The organism is Streptomyces sp. NPDC093018 (assembly GCF_040684035.1).
GTDB classification, from domain to species: Bacteria; Actinomycetota; Actinomycetes; order Streptomycetales; family Streptomycetaceae; genus Streptomyces; species Streptomyces murinus.
The window spans coordinates 14,699-31,183 of sequence record NZ_JBFBFF010000021.1 but is presented as its reverse complement, the minus strand read 5'-3'; the positions used below and the strand labels follow the sequence as shown (position 1 = coordinate 31,183).

Here is a 16,485-nt window from a genome sequence, read left to right as displayed (position 1 = left end):
GAGGAACCCTTCCCTCCGCCGCCCCCGTCCAAGGTCCCCGCCGGGTAAAGGCCCTGGAAGGATCAGACGGTGTCCGCCGCGACCGGGTCACCGGTGGCGCCGAGCGCGGCCAGCAGCCGCAGACTGTCGTGGCCGGCGCTGCCGGGCGCGGCCGACTGCACGATCAGCTCCGTGCCCGCGCAGTCCGGCAGCACGAAGTTCTCCTGGTGCAGCTCCAGGCGGCCGACCGAGGGGTGCCGGTAGACCTTGCGGCCGTGGGTGCGGGTACGGACGTCGGCGCGCGCCCACAGCTGACGGAAACGCGCGCTGTGCATGGCGAGTTCACCGATGAGGGCCGCCAGTTCGGGATCGTCGGGGCAGCGGCCCGCGGCCAGCCGCAGATGGCCCACGGAGTCCAGGGTGCAGTCCTCCCAGTCGGCGAACAGCTCGCGCCCCTCCTCGGCCAGGAAGATGTGCCGGGCGATGTTCAGCCCCTCGACGGTGCGGCCGTAGAGCAGATCGGCGAGCCGGTTCGCGGCCAGCACCGTCATCCGGTGGTCGATGAGGAACGCGGGCGCGTCGGCCACGAGGTCCAGCACGCGCAGCAGTTCGGGCCGCGGCCGGGCGACCGACGGCCGCCGTCGCGGCCGTCCGGGCCGGTTGGCGAGCCGGTGCAGATGCTCGCGTTCCACGTCGTCCAGATCGAGGGCGCCCGCGAGCGCGTCGAGCACCTGGGCCGAGGGCCGGCGGGCCCGACCCTGCTCAAGGCGGACGTAGTAGTCGACGCTCACCCCCGACAGCTGGGCGACCTCCTCGCGCCGCAGCCCGCTCACCCGGCGGCGGGTGTCGGCGTGCAGGCCGACGGACTCCGGGCGGACCCGGGCCCGACGTGTGCGCAGAAAGTCCGCGAGATCGTCCATCGCTCCAGTATCCGTGCCGGACAAGCCCGTTGGGTGGCCCTGCCGGTACCAGGAAGGGCGGACCTGGGGAATGGGCGCCCCTGAACCGCGCCGCCGGATCCCGCGAGGATCGGTTCCCCGACGATCCGAGGAGCGGATATGAAGGTCTTCATCGTGCACGCCCATCCCGAGCGCCGGTCGCTGAACGGCGCGCTCACCGACATCGCCGTAGAGACGCTGACCGGCGCGGGCCACGAGGTCCGGGTCAGCGATCTGTACGCGATGCGCTGGAAGGCCGCCGTCGACGCCGCCGACTTCGGCCCCGCGGCCTCCGACCCGCTGGCCGTCGTACCCGACTCCGGACGCGCCTACGAGAGCGGCGCGCTCGCCGCCGACATCCGCGCGGAACAGGAGAAGCTGCGGTGGGCCGACACCGTGATCCTCCAGTTCCCGCTGTGGTGGTACACGATGCCCGCGATCCTCAAGGGCTGGGTGGACCGCGTCTTCACCTACGGCTTCGGCTACGGCGTGGGCGAGCACAGCGACACCCGGTACGGCGACCGCTTCGGCGAGGGCGCCCTGCAGGGCAAGCGCGCCATGCTGTCGTTGACGGTCGGCGGCCCCGAGGGCCACTACTCGGACCGCGGCATCAACGGCCCGATCGACGACCTGCTGTTCCCGATCCAGCACGGCATCCTCTTCCACCCCGGCATGACCGTGCTCCCGCCCTTCGTCCTGTACCGGGCGGGGCGGATGTCAGCCGAGGGCTTCGCGGCGGCGGCCGAGCGGTGGCGCGAGCGGCTGCTGTCCCTGGAGGAGACCGAGCCCGTCCCCTACCGCACCCAGAACGGCGGGGACTACGAGATCCCGGTGGTCCGGCTGCGCGCGGGACTGGAGAAGCCGGGCCGCACCGGATTCGCCCTGCACCTCGCCGAGTAGCGCCGCGCGAGGGGGGGCGCCGGACGTGGAAAGGGGGGCGCTGCGGGCTGCTCGTGGTCGCTCGCAACGCCCCCCTGGCCTTACCCGAGGGGTACTCGGGAGTTCTTCCGGGTCACGAGTTCACCTGTGCGGTGACCTGGTCCGCGAAGGTGGCCAGCCGGGTGTAGACACCCGGGTAGCCCGCCTCCGCGCACCCCTCGCCCCAAGAAGTGATCCCTGCCAGGACGCCCCCGATGAGCAGGGGACCGCCGCTGTCGCCCTGGCAGGTGTCTACGCCGCCGGAACTGAGCCCGGCGCACACCATGTCGGACTGCACATAGTCCGAACCGTAGGAGGAACGGCAACTGGCGTCGGACACGAGCGGTACGGTCGCGGTCCGCAGCTGGTTGGAGGAGCTGCCGTTCTCCGAAGTCGTGCCCCAGCCGAGGACCCGCGCCGTGGTACCGGCCGCGTACACCCCCGTCTGGGAGGAGGAGACGTACGACACCGGCTGGTACGGCATCGACGTCGACAGGGTCAGCACGGACACGTCGTCGCCGTTGGTGGCGTCCGAGTAGTCCGGGTTCACCCAGATCTTGCTGACCTTGCTCACCGTGCCGTCGCTGCCGTTGAGCTTGGTACGGCCGCCGACGACGCGGACACTGGAGGGGGTCTCGCCGGCCATGCAGTGCGCGGCCGTGACCACCTTGGTGGCGGACACCAGGGTGCCGCCGCAGAACTGACTGCCGGACGCGTCCGTGATCTGCATGACGAACGGGTACGCCGTGGTGGTGGTCGTCGTACCGCCGACAATGGGCTGGGGAGCCGCGCTCGCCGTGGGGGAGGCGAGCAGCGCGGTCGTCGCGGCGGCGGCGGTGGCCACCAGGATCGCGGCGGTGCGTCTGGCACGTGTGGGCCCGAACATGAGTCTCCTCAGTGGGGTTGCACCGGTGGGGGTTCGCACGGGTAGGGGGGTTGTGCACGGTGGTGGGGGGTGGGTCCGACCCCCTGTACCCGGGCGAGCGGTACGCCCATTACGCTAGGTCCCGGAAGCTTCGGCTCCCAATGAGGGAACCCCCTAGGGGGGTCGGGTGAGGGAAAACCCTCGGTCCGGCTCAGTTAACAGGCGCCGTGCTCAGTGCGCGCGCCGACCTGCGGCCAATCGGACGATGTCGACCCGCGAGCGGATCCCGAGCTTGCGGTAGACCCGGGTGAGCGTGGCCTCGACCGTCTTGACGCTGATGAACAGCCGCGCCGCTATCTCCCGGTTGGTGGCGCCCTCCATGACCAGCGCGGCCACCTGACGCTCCATCGCGGCCAGTACGTCCAGTACGTCGAGCGCGTCCAGGGCGGCGGGCACGGTCCGCGCGGGTTCCGCGTCGAGGGTGGTGAGCGCCTCGTCCACCTGGCGCAGCCAGGGCAGCGCCCGGCAGCGGCGGAACATCCGGGTCGCCTCGTCGTAGGCGGCGGGCCCGGGGCGCCGGCCGCGCAGCCGGGCCAGCGCGAACGCGGCGCGCGCCTCCTCCAGGCCGTAGCCCAGCTTGCCGAGCCGGTCCTGAGCCGATCTCAGCCGGTCCAGCGCCGCCTCGCCCGCGCCCTGCGCGGCCCGCACCAGCGCCTCGGAGCGGTCGAGTACGGCGAGGACGCTCTCCCGGCCGAGCCGCAGCGCGTGCTCCCGCGCGCTGTCGATGACGTCCTGCGCCTCGGCGGGTTCACCGATGCGCACCAGTGCCTCGGCGAGGTCGCCCTGCCAGCGGCCGCGGGCCGGGTCGGTGATGCCGAGGCCCAGTTCCAGGCTGCGCACCCGGCGCAGCGAGCGCACGGTGCCCGCCGGGTCCCCGGCCACCAACTGGGCGTACCCGAGGGCGCCCAGGGCCCGGGAGAGGTACATCTGGTCGCCGTCCTCCTCGGCGTGCTCCACCGCTTCCCGGGCGAGGGCGAGCGCCCGGTCCACGTCCCCGCCGGACGCCTCCGCGAGCGAGGTGAGCATGGCCGAGGCGGTCTCGCCGATCCCGGAGTCCCGGGCCAGCTTGAGACTGTCCCGGGCGAGGTCGAGGGCGCGGCCGCAGTGCCCGGCGCGCAGTTCGGTCTCGGCGAGGCCGCGCAGGAAGTGCACCTCGCTCTCCACCGAGCCGCGCCGGCGCACCTCGCGCAGCAGCCCGGTGACGGTGGCCCGCGCCTCGGCCAGCTGGTCGCCCATGACCAGCCAGCGGAACCGGGCGCTGCCCGCCCCGTTGTGATGCCAGGCCACGCGCGGGTCCTGGGGTTCGCGCAGCGCCCGCTTGATGGTGCGGGGCGCCTCCGGATGGCCCATCAGGGTCTCGGTCTGCGCCTGGAAGGCGAGGGCGAGCAGTTCGGTGCGCCGGTCCTTGCTGCGCGCGGCCAGTTCGGCGGCGTGCGCGGCGGCGTCCCGGGCCGCGGTGAAGTCGCCCTCCACGATCAGCGCCCGCCAGCCCAGCTGGTAGTGGACCAGGGCGAGCAGCCGCGGGTCGTCGCCCGCGTCCGCGAGGGCCTGCGGGAAGAGGGCGTCGACCTCGGCCATGGTGTGGCCCGCGGTGTCGATGACGATGATCCAGGCGCGCACCCGTTCGGCGGGCACGCTCGCCCGCTTGAGCACCTCGCGGGCGATGTCCCGGGCGAGGTCCACCTCGCCCGCGGTGATGGCGTCCTCGGCGGCGGTCAGCCGGCGCTCCTCCGGGCTGGGCACGCCGTCCACCGGGGTGTGCCGGGCGGCCAGCAGCCCCAGCTGGGCGGCGACCGAGGGCGCGCCGCGGTCCCGGGCGAGGGCGGCGGCCTCGGCGAGCCGGGCGGCGACCTCCGGGTCGGCGCCGGTGGTGGCGAGGGCGAGGTGCCGGGCCCGCTCGATGGGGTCGGAGGCGGCCGTGGACAGCGCCGCGTGCGCGGCCCGCCGCTCCTGCGCGGGCGCCTCCGCGTACAGCGCGGCGGAGATGAGGGGATGCGCGAAGCGTACGGCGGGTGCGTCCGACTCCGTTGCCAGCAGCCCCAGTTCGGCGGCCTGGGCGCACTCCGCCTCGGCGTTCTCGCGGCCCGCCGCGTGCAGCAGCGCCGGGGTGGGGCGGGCACCGGCGCTGGCCACCAGCAGGGTGCGGCGGGCCTGAACGGACAGCATGTCCAGGCGGCTGAGCACCAGGGCGCGCAGCGAGGTGGGCACCGGCAGCGGCTCGCCGGGCCGGGGCGGGGTGGGGCTCTCGGCGAGGGCGCGGCCCAGTTCGAGCGCGAACAGCGGGTTGCCGCCGCTGGTGCGGTGCACCTCGCGGACCGTGGAGCGGGGCAGCGCCGCGTGGCCGCGGTGGCCGAGCAGCTCGGCGATCCGGGCGTGCGAGAGCGGCCCGAGCCGCACGGCGAGGGTGTCCGGGGGGCAGGACCGCAGATGGCGGTCGTACTCCTGGCTGTCCTGGCCCTCCGTCCGTACGGCGCACAGGAGTTGGACCGGGGTGCCGCCGAGCCGGCGGGCCGCGAAGCCGAGCAGTTCGGCGCTGGCGGGATCCAGCCACTGGAGGTCGTCCGCGACGATCAGGACCGGGCCGCGGGCGGCGAGCGCGCGCAGCGCGGACAGCACCGCGAGGCGCAGGGCGAGACCGTCGCGCTGGAGGGTGGACTCGCCGCGGCCGGTGAGCGCCGATTCCAGCGCGGTGCGCTGGGCGGCGGGCAGCTGCGGGCAGACGTCGTCCAGGACCAGGCCGAGGAGGTCGGCGAGAGCGAGGAACGGAAGGTGGGATTCGGACTCGGTCGCCGAGCAGCGCAGGACGATGTGCGCGGTCGAGGCGTATTCCTCGGCCAATGCCCGCAGGATGGTCGATTTCCCAATTCCGGCCGGTCCGTGGAGCAGCACACTGCCGCCGGAGGCGAGTTGGGCGCGGGCGGCGGCGCACACGTCCTCGCGGCCGATGACCAGGTCCGAGCGGCATCGGGCAGACTCCTGGAAGTCCCGTCGCACGGTCACCGCTCCCCTCGTATGTCGTGTCCGGACCAAATTCTAGGCAACGATCCTTGAAACACGGACGGAAGCCGTGGTGAGGGAAATAACAAACGGTCAAGCATGAGGAAATTCAAAGCATCCGCGCATGAATGGGAAGGTTTCCTTCATGTCTCGGGGGGTTACGGGAGCAACCCCGCCCGGCGTGCCGCGGTCACCGCCTCCCCCCGCGTGTGTGCGCCCAACTTCCGCATCGCTGAACGCAGATACCCCTTGACCGTCTCCGGGCGCAACCCCAGCCGCTCGGCCACCGCGGCATTGGTCGCGCCCGCCGCCACCCAGGACAGCACGTCCAGTTCGCGCGGCGCCAGCGCCGGTCCGCCGGCCGGCCGCGGCGCCGTCAGCAGCCCGCAGGCGGCCAGCAGATCGGCGCGCAGGGCCGGATCGGTGATCCGGGGCGCGAGCGCCCGCAGCGCCGCGTGCGCCTCCCGCACCTGCTCCCAGGCGCCCGTACCGGCCCCGGTCTCGGGACCGCCGGGCGCCCGCGCCCCCGCGTCCCCGAGGAGGCCCCGGCCCGCCGTCAGCAGCTCCCACGCCTCGTCCCGCAGTATCAGCGTCTGCTCCACATCCCGCGCCACCGCGACGGCCGCGCCGAGCGCCCGGTCACCGAGCGGCTGGGCCGAACGCAGCGCGCCGTACAGCACCCCGCGCACCCGGCGCCGTACCACCACCGGGACCGCGAGCACCGAGCGGATGCCCTCGGCGGCCACCGGGATGTCGTACTCATGGCTGATGTGCCGGGAGCTGGAGTAGTCCGTCACCGCGCACGGCCGGGCCAGTGCCACCGCCTTGCCGCCAAGCCCGCTGCCCGAGCTCACCGCGAGGGAGCGCAGCGCGGCCGTCGCCGTGCCGCTCAGCTCGCTGATGCGCACCTGCGGCCGGCCGGACTCCACCAGCCCGCCGAAGGCGACCGGGAGCCCCGTCGCGCGCCGCAGCCTGAGCAGCGCACCGCGGATCTCCACCACCGTCACGGCCTCTGCTGTCACCTCATCGCTCCTTCGGTGCGGCTGATGTGCGGACCACACCCCCGTGCGCGCAGGGACCACACCCCCGTTCGGGGGTAGTGAGACCTGCATCACGGATTAGACGATGCCGGGGAGCCGCCCGGCAATGGTCGGGAACATAGGAGGACGACGGATGACGACGGCGACCGATGCCTTCAGGAACGCGCGGGACTTCCTGCTGGCACACCGCGAGGACTATGCCACCGCCTACGACGGGTTCGCGTGGCCCCGGCCGGAGCACTTCAACTGGGCGCTGGACTGGTTCGACGTGATCGCCGCCGGCAACGACCGCACCGCGCTGCACATCGTGGAGGAGGACGGCCGCGAGACCCGGCTGTCCTTCGCCGAGCTGTCCGAGCGCTCCGACCGGATCGCGAACTGGCTGCGCGCGCGGGGCGTCGGCGCCGAGGACCGCGTCCTCGTCATGCTCGGCAACCAGGCCGAGCTGTGGGAGGTCATGCTGGCCGCGATGAAGCTGCGCGCGGTCGTCATCCCGGCCACCCCGCTGCTCGGCCCCGCCGACCTGTGCGACCGCGTCGAGCGCGGCCGGGTCCGGCATGTGCTGGTGCGGGCCGAGGACACCGCCAAGTTCGCCGAGGTGCCCGGCGCCTACACCCGGATCGCGGTCGGCGGCACACCGGAGCCGGACTGGCTTGCGTACGAGGACGCCTACGACGCCCCCGCCGGCTTCACGGCCGACGGGCCCACCCTCTCCGACGACCCGCTGATGCTGTACTTCACCTCGGGCACCACCGCCCGCCCCAAGCTGGTCGAGCACACCCATGTCTCGTACCCCATCGGCCACTTGGCGACCATGTACTGGGTCGGCCTGAAGCCCGGCGACGTCCATCTGAACATCTCCTCGCCCGGCTGGGCCAAGCACGCCTGGTCCAACCTGTTCGCCCCGTGGAACGCCGAGGCGACCGTCTTCATCTTCAACTACACGAGGTTCGACGCGGGTCGGCTGATGGCCGAGATGGACCGCGCCGGGGTCACCACCTTCTGCGCCCCACCGACCGTGTGGCGCATGCTCATCCAAGCCGACCTCGGCCAACTGCGCACGCCGCCACGCGAGGTGGTGGCCGCGGGCGAGCCGCTCAATCCCGAGGTCATCGAACAGGTGCGCCGCGCCTGGGGGTTGACGATCCGGGACGGCTTCGGGCAGACCGAGACCGCCGTCCAGGTCTCCAACGCCCCCGGCCAGCGGCTGAAGACCGGCTCCATGGGCCGTCCCAGCCCCGGCTACAAGGTGGAGCTCCTCGACCCGGTCACCGGCGCGCCCGGCGCCGCCGAGGGCGAGATCGCGCTCGACCTCGCCGAGCCGCCCATCGGCCTGATGGCCGGCTACCACGGCGACCCGGACCGCACCGCCGAGGCCATGGCGGGCGGCTACTACCGCACCGGCGACATCGCGGCCCGCGACGAGGACGGCTACCTCACCTACATCGGCCGCGCCGACGACGTCTTCAAGGCGTCCGACTACAAGATCAGCCCCTTCGAGCTGGAGAGCGCGCTGCTGGAGCACCCGGCGGTGGCCGAGGCCGCCGTGGTGCCCGCCCCGGACGAGCTGCGGCTCGCGGTGCCCAAGGCGTACATCGTCCTCGCCGAGGGCTATGAGCCGGGACCCGACACCGCCAAGGTGATCTTCGAGCACTCCCGCCAAGCGCTCGCCCCCTACAAGCGCGTCCGCCGCCTGGAGTTCGGCGCGCTGCCCAAGACCGTCTCCGGCAAGATCCGCCGCATCGAGCTGCGCGAGGCCACCGCACAGGGCTCGGCGGACGAGTACCGCGAGGAGGACTTCCGGTGAGCGAGCAACTTCCGGCGAGCGCCCCGGGGCTGTCGTACGCCCACGGGACGGGCACCACCGCGCTGCTCGGCGAGACCATCGGCGCCAACCTCGCCCGGACGGCGGCGACCTGGCCAGATCGCGAGGCCCTGGTCGACGTGGCGGCCGGGCGCCGCTGGACGTACGCCGCCTTCGACGCCGATGTGGACCGGCTCGCCCGCGCGCTGCTGGCGAGCGGCATCGCCAAGGGCGACCGGGTGGGCATCTGGGCGGTCAACCGCGCCGAGTGGGTGCTGGTGCAGTACGCCACCGCACGCGTCGGCGCCGTCATGGTCAACATCAACCCGGCCTACCGCACCCACGAGGTGCGGTTCGTCCTGCGCCAGGCGGGCGTACGGCTGCTGTTCGCCTCCCTCAGCCACAAGAGCAGCGACTACCGCGCCATGGTCGAGGAGGTCCGCGGGGACTGCCACGAGCTGCGCGAGGTGGTCTACCTCGGGGACCCCGGCTGGGCGGCGTTCACCGCGCGCGGCGAGGCCGGCGACCGGGGTGAACTGGCCGCGCGCGAGGCGGAGTTGTCCTGCGACGACCCGATCAACATCCAGTACACCTCGGGCACCACCGGCTTCCCCAAGGGCGCCACCCTCTCCCACCACAACATCCTCAACAACGGCTACTTCGTGGGGGAGTTGGTCAAGTACTCGGAGCAGGACCGGATCTGCATCCCGGTTCCCTTCTACCACTGCTTCGGCATGGTGATGGCCAACCTGGCGGCCACCTCGCACGGTGCCTGCATGGTGATCCCGGCCCCGTCCTTCGAGCCGAGGGCCAGCCTGGAGGCGGTGCAGCGGGAGCGGTGCACCTCCCTGTACGGCGTTCCGACCATGTTCATCGCCGAGCTGAACCTGCCGGACTTCGCGTCGTACGACCTCTCCACCCTGCGCACCGGCATCATGGCGGGCTCGCCCTGTCCGGTGGAGGTGATGAAGCGGGTCGTCGCCGAGATGCACATGGCCGAGGTCGCCATCTGCTACGGCATGACCGAGACCTCGCCGGTGTCCCTGCAGACCCGCACCGACGACGACCTGGAGCACCGCACCGCCACCGTCGGCCGCGTCCTGCCCCACCTGGAGGTCAAGGTCGTCGACCCGGCCACCGGAGTCACCCAACCGCGTGGCAGGACCGGCGAGTTGTGCACCCGCGGCTACAGCGTGATGCTCGGCTACTGGGACGAGCCCGAGAAGAGCGCCGAGGTCATCGACGCGGGCCGCTGGATGCACACCGGGGACCTCGCGATGATGCGCGAGGACGGGTACGTGGAGATCGTCGGCCGCATCAAGGACATGATCATCCGGGGTGGCGAGAACATCTACCCGCGCGAGATCGAGGAGTTCCTCTACGCCCACCCGAAGATCAGGGACGTACAGGTCGTCGGGGTGCCGGACGAGAAGTACGGCGAGGAGGTGCTGGCCTGCGTGATCCCGCACGACGAGGGGGACCCGCTGACCCTGGAGGAGCTGCACGCCTTCTGCCGGGGGCGGCTCGCGCACTACAAGGTGCCGAGCAGGCTCAGCATCCTCGACGCCTTCCCGATGACGGTGTCGGGGAAGGTGCGGAAGATCGAACTGCGGGAGCGGTACCGGGACTGAGTCGTCGGTCCCTGTCCTTCGGGCCAGATCAGCCCCGTCGTGCGCGGCGCCCCGCTTCCGGGGCGCCGTCGGCGTTCAGGGCGTCCGCGGGGTCGTTCACCGGCTGCGGGACGCCCGCGAGGTCGAGGACGAACAGGGGTACGCCGAGCGAGTCCGCGCAGGTGCGGGCGGCGTCGCTGTACCCGGCGAGGGAGAAGTAGACGCAGTCGGCGGACTCCGTCATCGCGGTCAGCCACAGGCACTCCACGTCCCGGGGCGCGGCGGGCCGTACCGTCGGATCCACCTGGGCGAGCAGCCCCCGGGCCGCCAGCCCGATGCCGTGCACCGGCCGCTGGTCGGCGCGCCGGATGTCCCCGTACCCGAGCCAGCGCAGATACAGCGCGGTCGCGGTGACGGCGTCCCGGGCGGTGCGCACGGCGTGCGGCTGGAAGGCGCGGCGGGGCGCGGCGGCGTCGGGGGAATCCGGCCGGGCGGCACGGGGCTCGGCGCGGGCGGCGGAAGCCTCGGCGGGGGCGGCACCGGCCTCGGGGTGCGCGGGGGCCGGCGCGGTGCGGGCCGCCGCCGGGTCCGGGCCGGGGTCCGTCTCCAGGATGGGGATCCGCAGCACCGTGCCGCAGGAGCAGCCCAGTTCCGGGCGTGGCCAGTGGTTGAGCCGCCCGCAGACGGCGCACGCGGCGTCGATCCACTCGTCCGCCCAGGACCGGTGCCCTGCCACCACCGGCGCGGCGACCCGGTCCAGCCGCGGGGCGGCCGGGGTTCCGCAGGCGCAGGGATACGCCGGGGCGGTGTAGACATGCTCCCGCCGACAGGCCGGACAGCGCACCGACACGCTCTCGGGCATGGCCCACTCACTCTCGCACGACACCTCGGGACAGCGCTCCCATGGTGCTCCCGCCGTACCGCGTTTGTCCGGCATTCCCGCGCCACTTGCCGGTGTCTTTGTGTCTCTTGACGAGGCCCCTACTCACCCCTACATTGCTTCCAGATAGTAGAAACTAAATTCCACCATACGGAATTATCGGAATCATCTGGAATCAGTGCTCACCGCGGGGCGCGCCGGGAGTACGCATCCGACACCGAGGCAGGAGTACTCGATGGCTCGTATGACCGCTGCCCGCGCGGCAGTTGAGATCCTCAAAGCTGAGGGCGTCAGTGACGCCTTCGGAGTGCCGGGCGCCGCGATCAACCCGTTCTACAAGGCCCTCAAGGAGGGCGGCGGCATCCAGCACACCCTCGCCCGCCATGTCGAGGGCGCCTCGCACATGGCCGAGGGCTACACCCGCGCGCGGCCCGGCAACATCGGTGTGTGCGTCGGCACGTCGGGACCGGCCGGCACCGACATGATCACCGGCCTGTACTCGGCGTCCGGCGACTCGATCCCGATCCTGTGCATCACCGGGCAGGCGCCCACCCATGTGATCCACAAGGAGGACTTCCAGGCCGTCGACATCGCCGCGATCGCGGGCCCGGTGACCAAGATGGCGGTGACCGTGCTGGAGGCGGCCCAGGTCCCCGGCGTCTTCCAGCAGGCGTTCCATCTGATGCGCTCCGGCCGGCCGGGCCCGGTCCTGATCGACCTGCCGATCGACGTCCAGCTCACGGAGATCGAGTTCGACCCGGAGACGTACGAGCCGCTGCCGGTGTACAAGCCGGCCGCGACCCGCGCGCAGATCGAGAAGGCGATGTCGTACCTGCTCGCCGCCGAGCGGCCCGTCCTCGTGGCGGGCGGCGGTGTCATCGGCGCGGACGCGTGCGCGCTGCTGACCGAGTTCGCCGAGCTGACCGGCACCCCCGTCATCCCGACCCTGATGGGCTGGGGCGCACTGCCCGACGACCATGAGCTGAACGCGGGCATGGTGGGCGTGCAGACCGCGCACCGCTACGGCAACGCCACCTTCCTGGAGTCCGACTTCGTCCTCGGCGTCGGCAACCGCTGGGCGAACCGGCACACCGGCTACAAGCTGGACGTCTACCGCGAGGGCCGCACCTTCGTGCACGTGGACATCGAGCCCACCCAGATCGGCCGGATCTTCCCGCCCGACTACGGCGTGGTGTCCGACGCGCGGGCCGCGCTGGAGCTGTTCGTCCAGGTGGCGCGGGAGCTGAAGGCGGCGGGCCGGCTGCCCGACCGCGCGGACTGGATCTCCTCCTGCCAGGAGCGCAAGGCCACGCTGCTGCGCCGTACCCACTTCGACGACGTGCCGATGAAGCCGCAGCGGGTGTACGAGGAGATGAACCGCGCCTTCGGGCCCGAGACGCGGTACGTCACCACGATCGGCCTCTCCCAGATCGCCGGCGCGCAGATGCTGCACGTCTACCAGCCCCGGCACTGGATCAACTGCGGCCAGGCGGGACCGCTCGGCTGGACGATCCCGGCCGCGATCGGCGTCGCCAAGGCGGATCCGGACGCGGCGGTGGTCGCGCTGTCCGGCGACTACGACTTCCAGTTCCTGATCGAGGAACTGGCGGTCGCCGCCCAGCACCGCATCCCCTATGTGCACGTCCTGGTCAACAACGCCTATCTGGGCCTGATCCGCCAGGCGCAGCTCGGCCTGGACATCGACTTCCAGGTCAATCTGGAGTTTGAGAACATCAACACTCCTGAGATCGGTGTCTACGGCGTGGACCACGTCAAGGTCGCCGAGGGCCTGGGCTGCAAGGCCCTGCGGGTCACCGAGCCGGACCGGCTGGGCCCCGCCTTCGAGGAGGCGAAGAAGCTGGCCGCGCGGTACCGGGTGCCGGTCGTGGTCGAGGCGATCCTGGAGCGGGTCACCAACATCTCGATGAGCCGCACGATGGACATCAGCGACGTCACCGAGTTCGAACCCCTCGCCACCGAGCCGTCCCACGCGCCGACGGCGATCGGCGCGGCGAAGGGCTGACACGGCCCGCGAGAAGGGGCGGCCCGTCCGGTGGACGGGCCGCCCCTTCTTCCGTGCGCGCTCCTACACCTCGTGCTCCGAGAGCCCCGGCCAGTCCTCGGGCCCGCCGCCCTGCCACTCGATGAGGTCGTCCTCCTCCACCTCGACCCGGTCCAGATCGGCCAGTCGAAGGATCTCCACGACATCGTCCAGGTGCGACGCAAGCCCCAGCGTCACCTCCCCCTCGGTGACCCGCCGGGAGCCGTCCAGGGCGGGGGCGTGGACGACGATGTGGGGGTGCGGTGTCGGATGTCCCATACCGCCAGCGTGCGACTCCCGCGGTGTTCCCGCACGCCGGGATTGTCAGACCCGGCGGGCACACTTGCGCGCATGGCGACACGCAGTGATATGGCCCTGGAGACGCAGCTCCGTGTGGTGGGGAAGGAGACGGCGGCGCCGGCGGTGCGGTTCGCGCTGAGCGCCGTCTTCACCCATATGCACAGCGGCCCCGGCGGCAGGCGCAGAGGGGGAAAGGAACTCGTACGGCTGCTCAAGGCCGCCCGGGGAACGGCGGCGGAGGTGGGGGAGTGGCGTGTCGTACGGCTGCTGCAGGACTCCCTGGACTACGCCGAGGGCCGGATCCTCCGGCCTGATCTCGATGAGCTGTACCGGGTCCACCGGGACGGGGCGCGCAAGGTCCGCAACCGCGATTTCGTGGCGTCCTCCCTGCGGGCCGCGCACGAGTGGATGATCGCGGCGGGCGAGACCTACCTGAGGGAACACCCCGGCGCGAGCACGGAAGACATGCTGAGCCACTTCAAGGCCCAACGCGCCGACACGGGCTTTCTCCGGGCCCCGGACGACCGACCGGGACGCTATGTCATCCCGCGCGGCACGGCGGAGATCTCCCTGTGGCTGGAGCGCCTGCTGCGCAGCGACCGGATCGACATCGAGGATCCCGCGGCGGAGGCCCGTCGCCTCGCCACCTCGCCGGAGGCCCTCGCGCTGCTCGCCGCCGACCACGACGGGCGGCTGATCCTCCAGGCCGCCGAACTCCAGCGCCGTACCGCGGGTCTCCAGGCGCTGCGGACCGTCGTGGACGACACCACCGCCACCGAGGCGGACCTGCAACGCGCCCTGCAAGGGAATCACTGGATCTTCGGCGGCCGGTACATCGGTGAGGCCGCCCGGCGGCTGGTGCCCGGTGACGAGATGGACATCCCGCTGATACGCGCGGACGGCGCCCTGCACATCGTGGAGCTGAAGCGGTCCATGGGGCTCAAGAGGCCCCTGATCAAGCGGCACCGCAACGCCTGGGTGCCCGCCGACGCCGTGCACGAAGCCGTCGGGCAGGCCGTCAACTATCTCGTCGGGCTGGACGAGAACCGGGCCCGGATCCGTGCCGAGTTCGGCATCGAGACCCGCCGCGCCGGCGCCCTCGTGCTCGTCGGCCACCCCGCCCTGCACGCCGATGTGCCGGAGGAGGAGGTCGCCGAGACGCTGCGGACCTTCAACGCGCATGTCACCCGCGTGGAGGTCCTCACCTACAAGGAACTCGTGGACAACGCCGAACGCTCCCTCGCCGCGGGCGTCGGACCGGCGTAGGGAGCGTCCTGGTGGTGCCGTCCGGCGGCGCGGCGCCGGGCGCGACAGATAGGTCGCGCCGCCGGACGGGGTGGGGGTGGGTGGGACCGCGGGGGTGTGAGGGTGACGGGGGCTCTTCACTCTGGTCGAGAAGAGGCCCCGCACCTTGACCACCGCACTGGCTCGCACGCCGCCGCGGTCCTCGCCCTGCCCGCGTCCGCCCCGGACGGCCACCCCTCAAACCGGGCCGTCCGGTGCGGCGCGGGCCGCGTGCGCGGGCATGACCTCCCGTCAGACCCCGCACGCCGCCTGCTGATCGATCGATGCCCTCAGTCCTCGCGCAGGGCCTCGACCGCCTCCCGCACCCGCCTGCCGTACTCCGGGTCCGCCGCGTGGAAGTGCGCGAGGTTCTTCTCGATCACATCGTCGCGGGAGACCTGGGCGAGGCCCCCGGCGATGTTCGCGACCAGGCGCCGCTTCTCCTCCTCGGACATCAGCCGGTACAGCTCGCCCGCCTGGTAGAAGTCGTCGTCCTTGGTGTGCTGCGGCGCGGCATGGGTGCCGGTGTGGCCGGTGACGGGCAGCGGCGCCGCGAGCGGCCGGCCGGTCTCGGCGGGGCCGTCGTAGGAGTTCGGCTCGTAGTTCTTGGCGTACCGGCCCTGGGAGTTGGCCGCCATCAGACCGTCGCGCCCGTAGTTGTCCGCGGTCGTGGCCCGGGGCGCGTTCACGGCGAGCTGGGTGTGGTTGACGCCCAGGCGGTACCGGTGGGCGTCCGCGTAGGCGAACAGCCGGCCCTGGAGCATCTTGTCCGCCGAGGGACCGATGCCGGGGACGAAGTTGTTCGGGGAGAACGCGGCCTGCTCGACCTCGGCGAAGACGTTGTCCGGGTTGCGGTCCAGGACCAGGCGGCCCACCCGCTGCAGCGGGTGGTCCCGGTGCGGCCAGACCTTCGTCAGGTCGAACGGGTTGAAGCGGTACTCCGCCGCGTCCGCCGCCGGCATGATCTGCGCGTACAGCGTCCAGGAGGGGTGCACGCCCCGCTCGATCGCCTGGAGCAGGTCCGTCTGGTGGGAGTTGGGGTCCTTGCCCGCCAGCTCCTGCGCCTGTTCGGTGGACAGGCAGCGGATGCCCTGGTTCGTCTTGAAGTGGTACTTGACGAAGAAGGCCTCTCCGGCGGCGTTCGTCCACTGGTAGGTGTGCGAGCCGTAGCCGTTCATGTGCCGGTACGACGCCGGGATGCCGCGGTCGCCCATCAGCCAGGTCACCTGGTGCGTGGCCTCGGGGGCGTGCGCCCAGAAGTCCCAGACGTTGTCCGGCTCCTGCTTGCCGCTGAACGGGTCCCGCTTCTGCGAGTGGATGAAGTCGGGGAACTTCAGCGGGTCCTTGATGAAGAACACCGGGGTGTTGTTGCCGACGAGGTCGTAATTTCCCTCCTCGGTGTAGAACTTGAGCGCGAAGCCGCGCGGGTCGCGCACCGCGTCCGCGCCGCCGAGATTGTCCGCGACCGTGGAGAACCGCGCGAACACCTCGGTGCGCTTGCCGATCTCGCCGAGGAAGGCGGCGTGGGTGTACGCGGTGACATCGTCGGTCACCTCGAAGTGGCCGTACGCGCCGGAGCCCCGGGCGTGCACCACCCGCTCCGGGATCCGCTCGCGGTTGAAGCGCGCGAGCTTCTCCAGGAGGTGCTGGTCCTGGAGCAGGAGCGGGCCGCCGACGCCGGCGGTGGCGGAGTTCTGGTTGTCGGCGACCGGGGCGCCGGACTCTGTCGTGAGCACGCGCTGCGACATCGTGGACCTTCCATGCGGGTG

The 16,485-nt window shown here is 72.2% G+C and carries 12 protein-coding genes; 5 read left to right on the top strand and 7 right to left on the bottom strand.

Annotation, left to right across the window (positions count from 1 at the left end):
- Positions 1 to 62: 62 nt before the first annotated feature.
- On the bottom strand, positions 63 to 899 hold the full coding sequence (locus tag AB0N90_RS32915; protein ID WP_365202697.1) for a helix-turn-helix transcriptional regulator: 837 nt from the start codon (positions 897 to 899) through the stop codon (positions 63 to 65).
- A gap of 138 nt (positions 900 to 1,037) precedes the next feature.
- On the opposite strand from AB0N90_RS32915, the gene AB0N90_RS32910 reads away from it, so the two are divergent.
- Entirely contained in the window at positions 1,038 to 1,817 is a 780-nt protein-coding gene (locus AB0N90_RS32910) for an NAD(P)H-dependent oxidoreductase (protein WP_365202695.1), read from the top strand.
- Between the two features lie 112 nt (positions 1,818 to 1,929).
- Here the strand turns inward: AB0N90_RS32910 and AB0N90_RS32905 are convergent, their stop codons facing one another.
- The 3 genes from AB0N90_RS32905 to AB0N90_RS32895 all read right to left on the bottom strand — a co-directional run bounded on the left by AB0N90_RS32905 (position 1,930) and on the right by AB0N90_RS32895 (position 6,869).
- Positions 1,930 to 2,721, bottom strand: a complete 792-nt coding sequence (locus tag AB0N90_RS32905; RefSeq protein ID WP_365202693.1) for a serine protease — start codon at positions 2,719 to 2,721, stop codon at positions 1,930 to 1,932.
- 210 nt (positions 2,722 to 2,931) lie between these two features.
- A complete protein-coding gene (locus tag AB0N90_RS32900) occupies positions 2,932 to 5,760 on the bottom strand; it encodes an AAA family ATPase (RefSeq protein ID WP_361679065.1) in 2,829 nt (942 codons plus the stop codon).
- A 155-nt stretch (positions 5,761 to 5,915) separates the two neighbouring features.
- Positions 5,916 to 6,869 (bottom strand): helix-turn-helix transcriptional regulator, encoded by a 954-nt coding sequence (locus AB0N90_RS32895; RefSeq protein ID WP_361679062.1) that lies wholly within the window; start codon positions 6,867 to 6,869, stop codon positions 5,916 to 5,918.
- A gap of 61 nt (positions 6,870 to 6,930) precedes the next feature.
- Between AB0N90_RS32895 and AB0N90_RS32890 the strand changes: the two genes are divergently transcribed.
- Both AB0N90_RS32890 and AB0N90_RS32885 read left to right on the top strand, forming a co-directional pair.
- Positions 6,931 to 8,604 (top strand): AMP-binding protein, encoded by a 1,674-nt coding sequence (locus tag AB0N90_RS32890; RefSeq protein WP_365202692.1) that lies wholly within the window; start codon positions 6,931 to 6,933, stop codon positions 8,602 to 8,604.
- Positions 8,601 to 10,232, top strand: coding sequence for an AMP-binding protein (locus tag AB0N90_RS32885; protein WP_365202690.1), 1,632 nt, complete (start codon positions 8,601 to 8,603; stop codon positions 10,230 to 10,232). Before AB0N90_RS32890 ends, AB0N90_RS32885 begins: the two co-directional genes overlap by 4 nt.
- Before the next feature lie 28 nt (positions 10,233 to 10,260).
- Here AB0N90_RS32885 and AB0N90_RS32880 read toward each other — a convergent pair whose 3' ends face one another.
- The gene (locus AB0N90_RS32880) at positions 10,261 to 11,073 is read right to left on the bottom strand and encodes a hypothetical protein (RefSeq protein WP_365202688.1); all 813 of its coding nucleotides are present in this window, start codon (positions 11,071 to 11,073) and stop codon (positions 10,261 to 10,263) included.
- A 262-nt stretch (positions 11,074 to 11,335) separates the two neighbouring features.
- On the opposite strand from AB0N90_RS32880, the gene gcl reads away from it, so the two are divergent.
- On the top strand, positions 11,336 to 13,114 hold the full coding sequence (gcl, locus tag AB0N90_RS32875; protein WP_365202837.1) for a glyoxylate carboligase: 1,779 nt from the start codon (positions 11,336 to 11,338) through the stop codon (positions 13,112 to 13,114).
- Between the two features lie 63 nt (positions 13,115 to 13,177).
- On the opposite strand, the gene AB0N90_RS32870 is transcribed toward gcl, so the two are convergent.
- Positions 13,178 to 13,411: a hypothetical protein gene (locus tag AB0N90_RS32870; protein WP_365202687.1), complete on the bottom strand. Its 234-nt coding sequence runs from the start codon at positions 13,409 to 13,411 to the stop codon at positions 13,178 to 13,180.
- 72 nt (positions 13,412 to 13,483) lie between these two features.
- Between AB0N90_RS32870 and AB0N90_RS32865 the strand changes: the two genes are divergently transcribed.
- Positions 13,484 to 14,698, top strand: a complete 1,215-nt coding sequence (locus AB0N90_RS32865; RefSeq protein WP_365202685.1) for a Shedu anti-phage system protein SduA domain-containing protein — start codon at positions 13,484 to 13,486, stop codon at positions 14,696 to 14,698.
- A 308-nt stretch (positions 14,699 to 15,006) separates the two neighbouring features.
- On the opposite strand, the gene AB0N90_RS32860 is transcribed toward AB0N90_RS32865, so the two are convergent.
- A complete protein-coding gene (locus AB0N90_RS32860) occupies positions 15,007 to 16,464 on the bottom strand; it encodes a catalase (RefSeq protein WP_365202683.1) in 1,458 nt (485 codons plus the stop codon).
- Between the last annotated feature and the right edge of the window lie 21 nt (positions 16,465 to 16,485).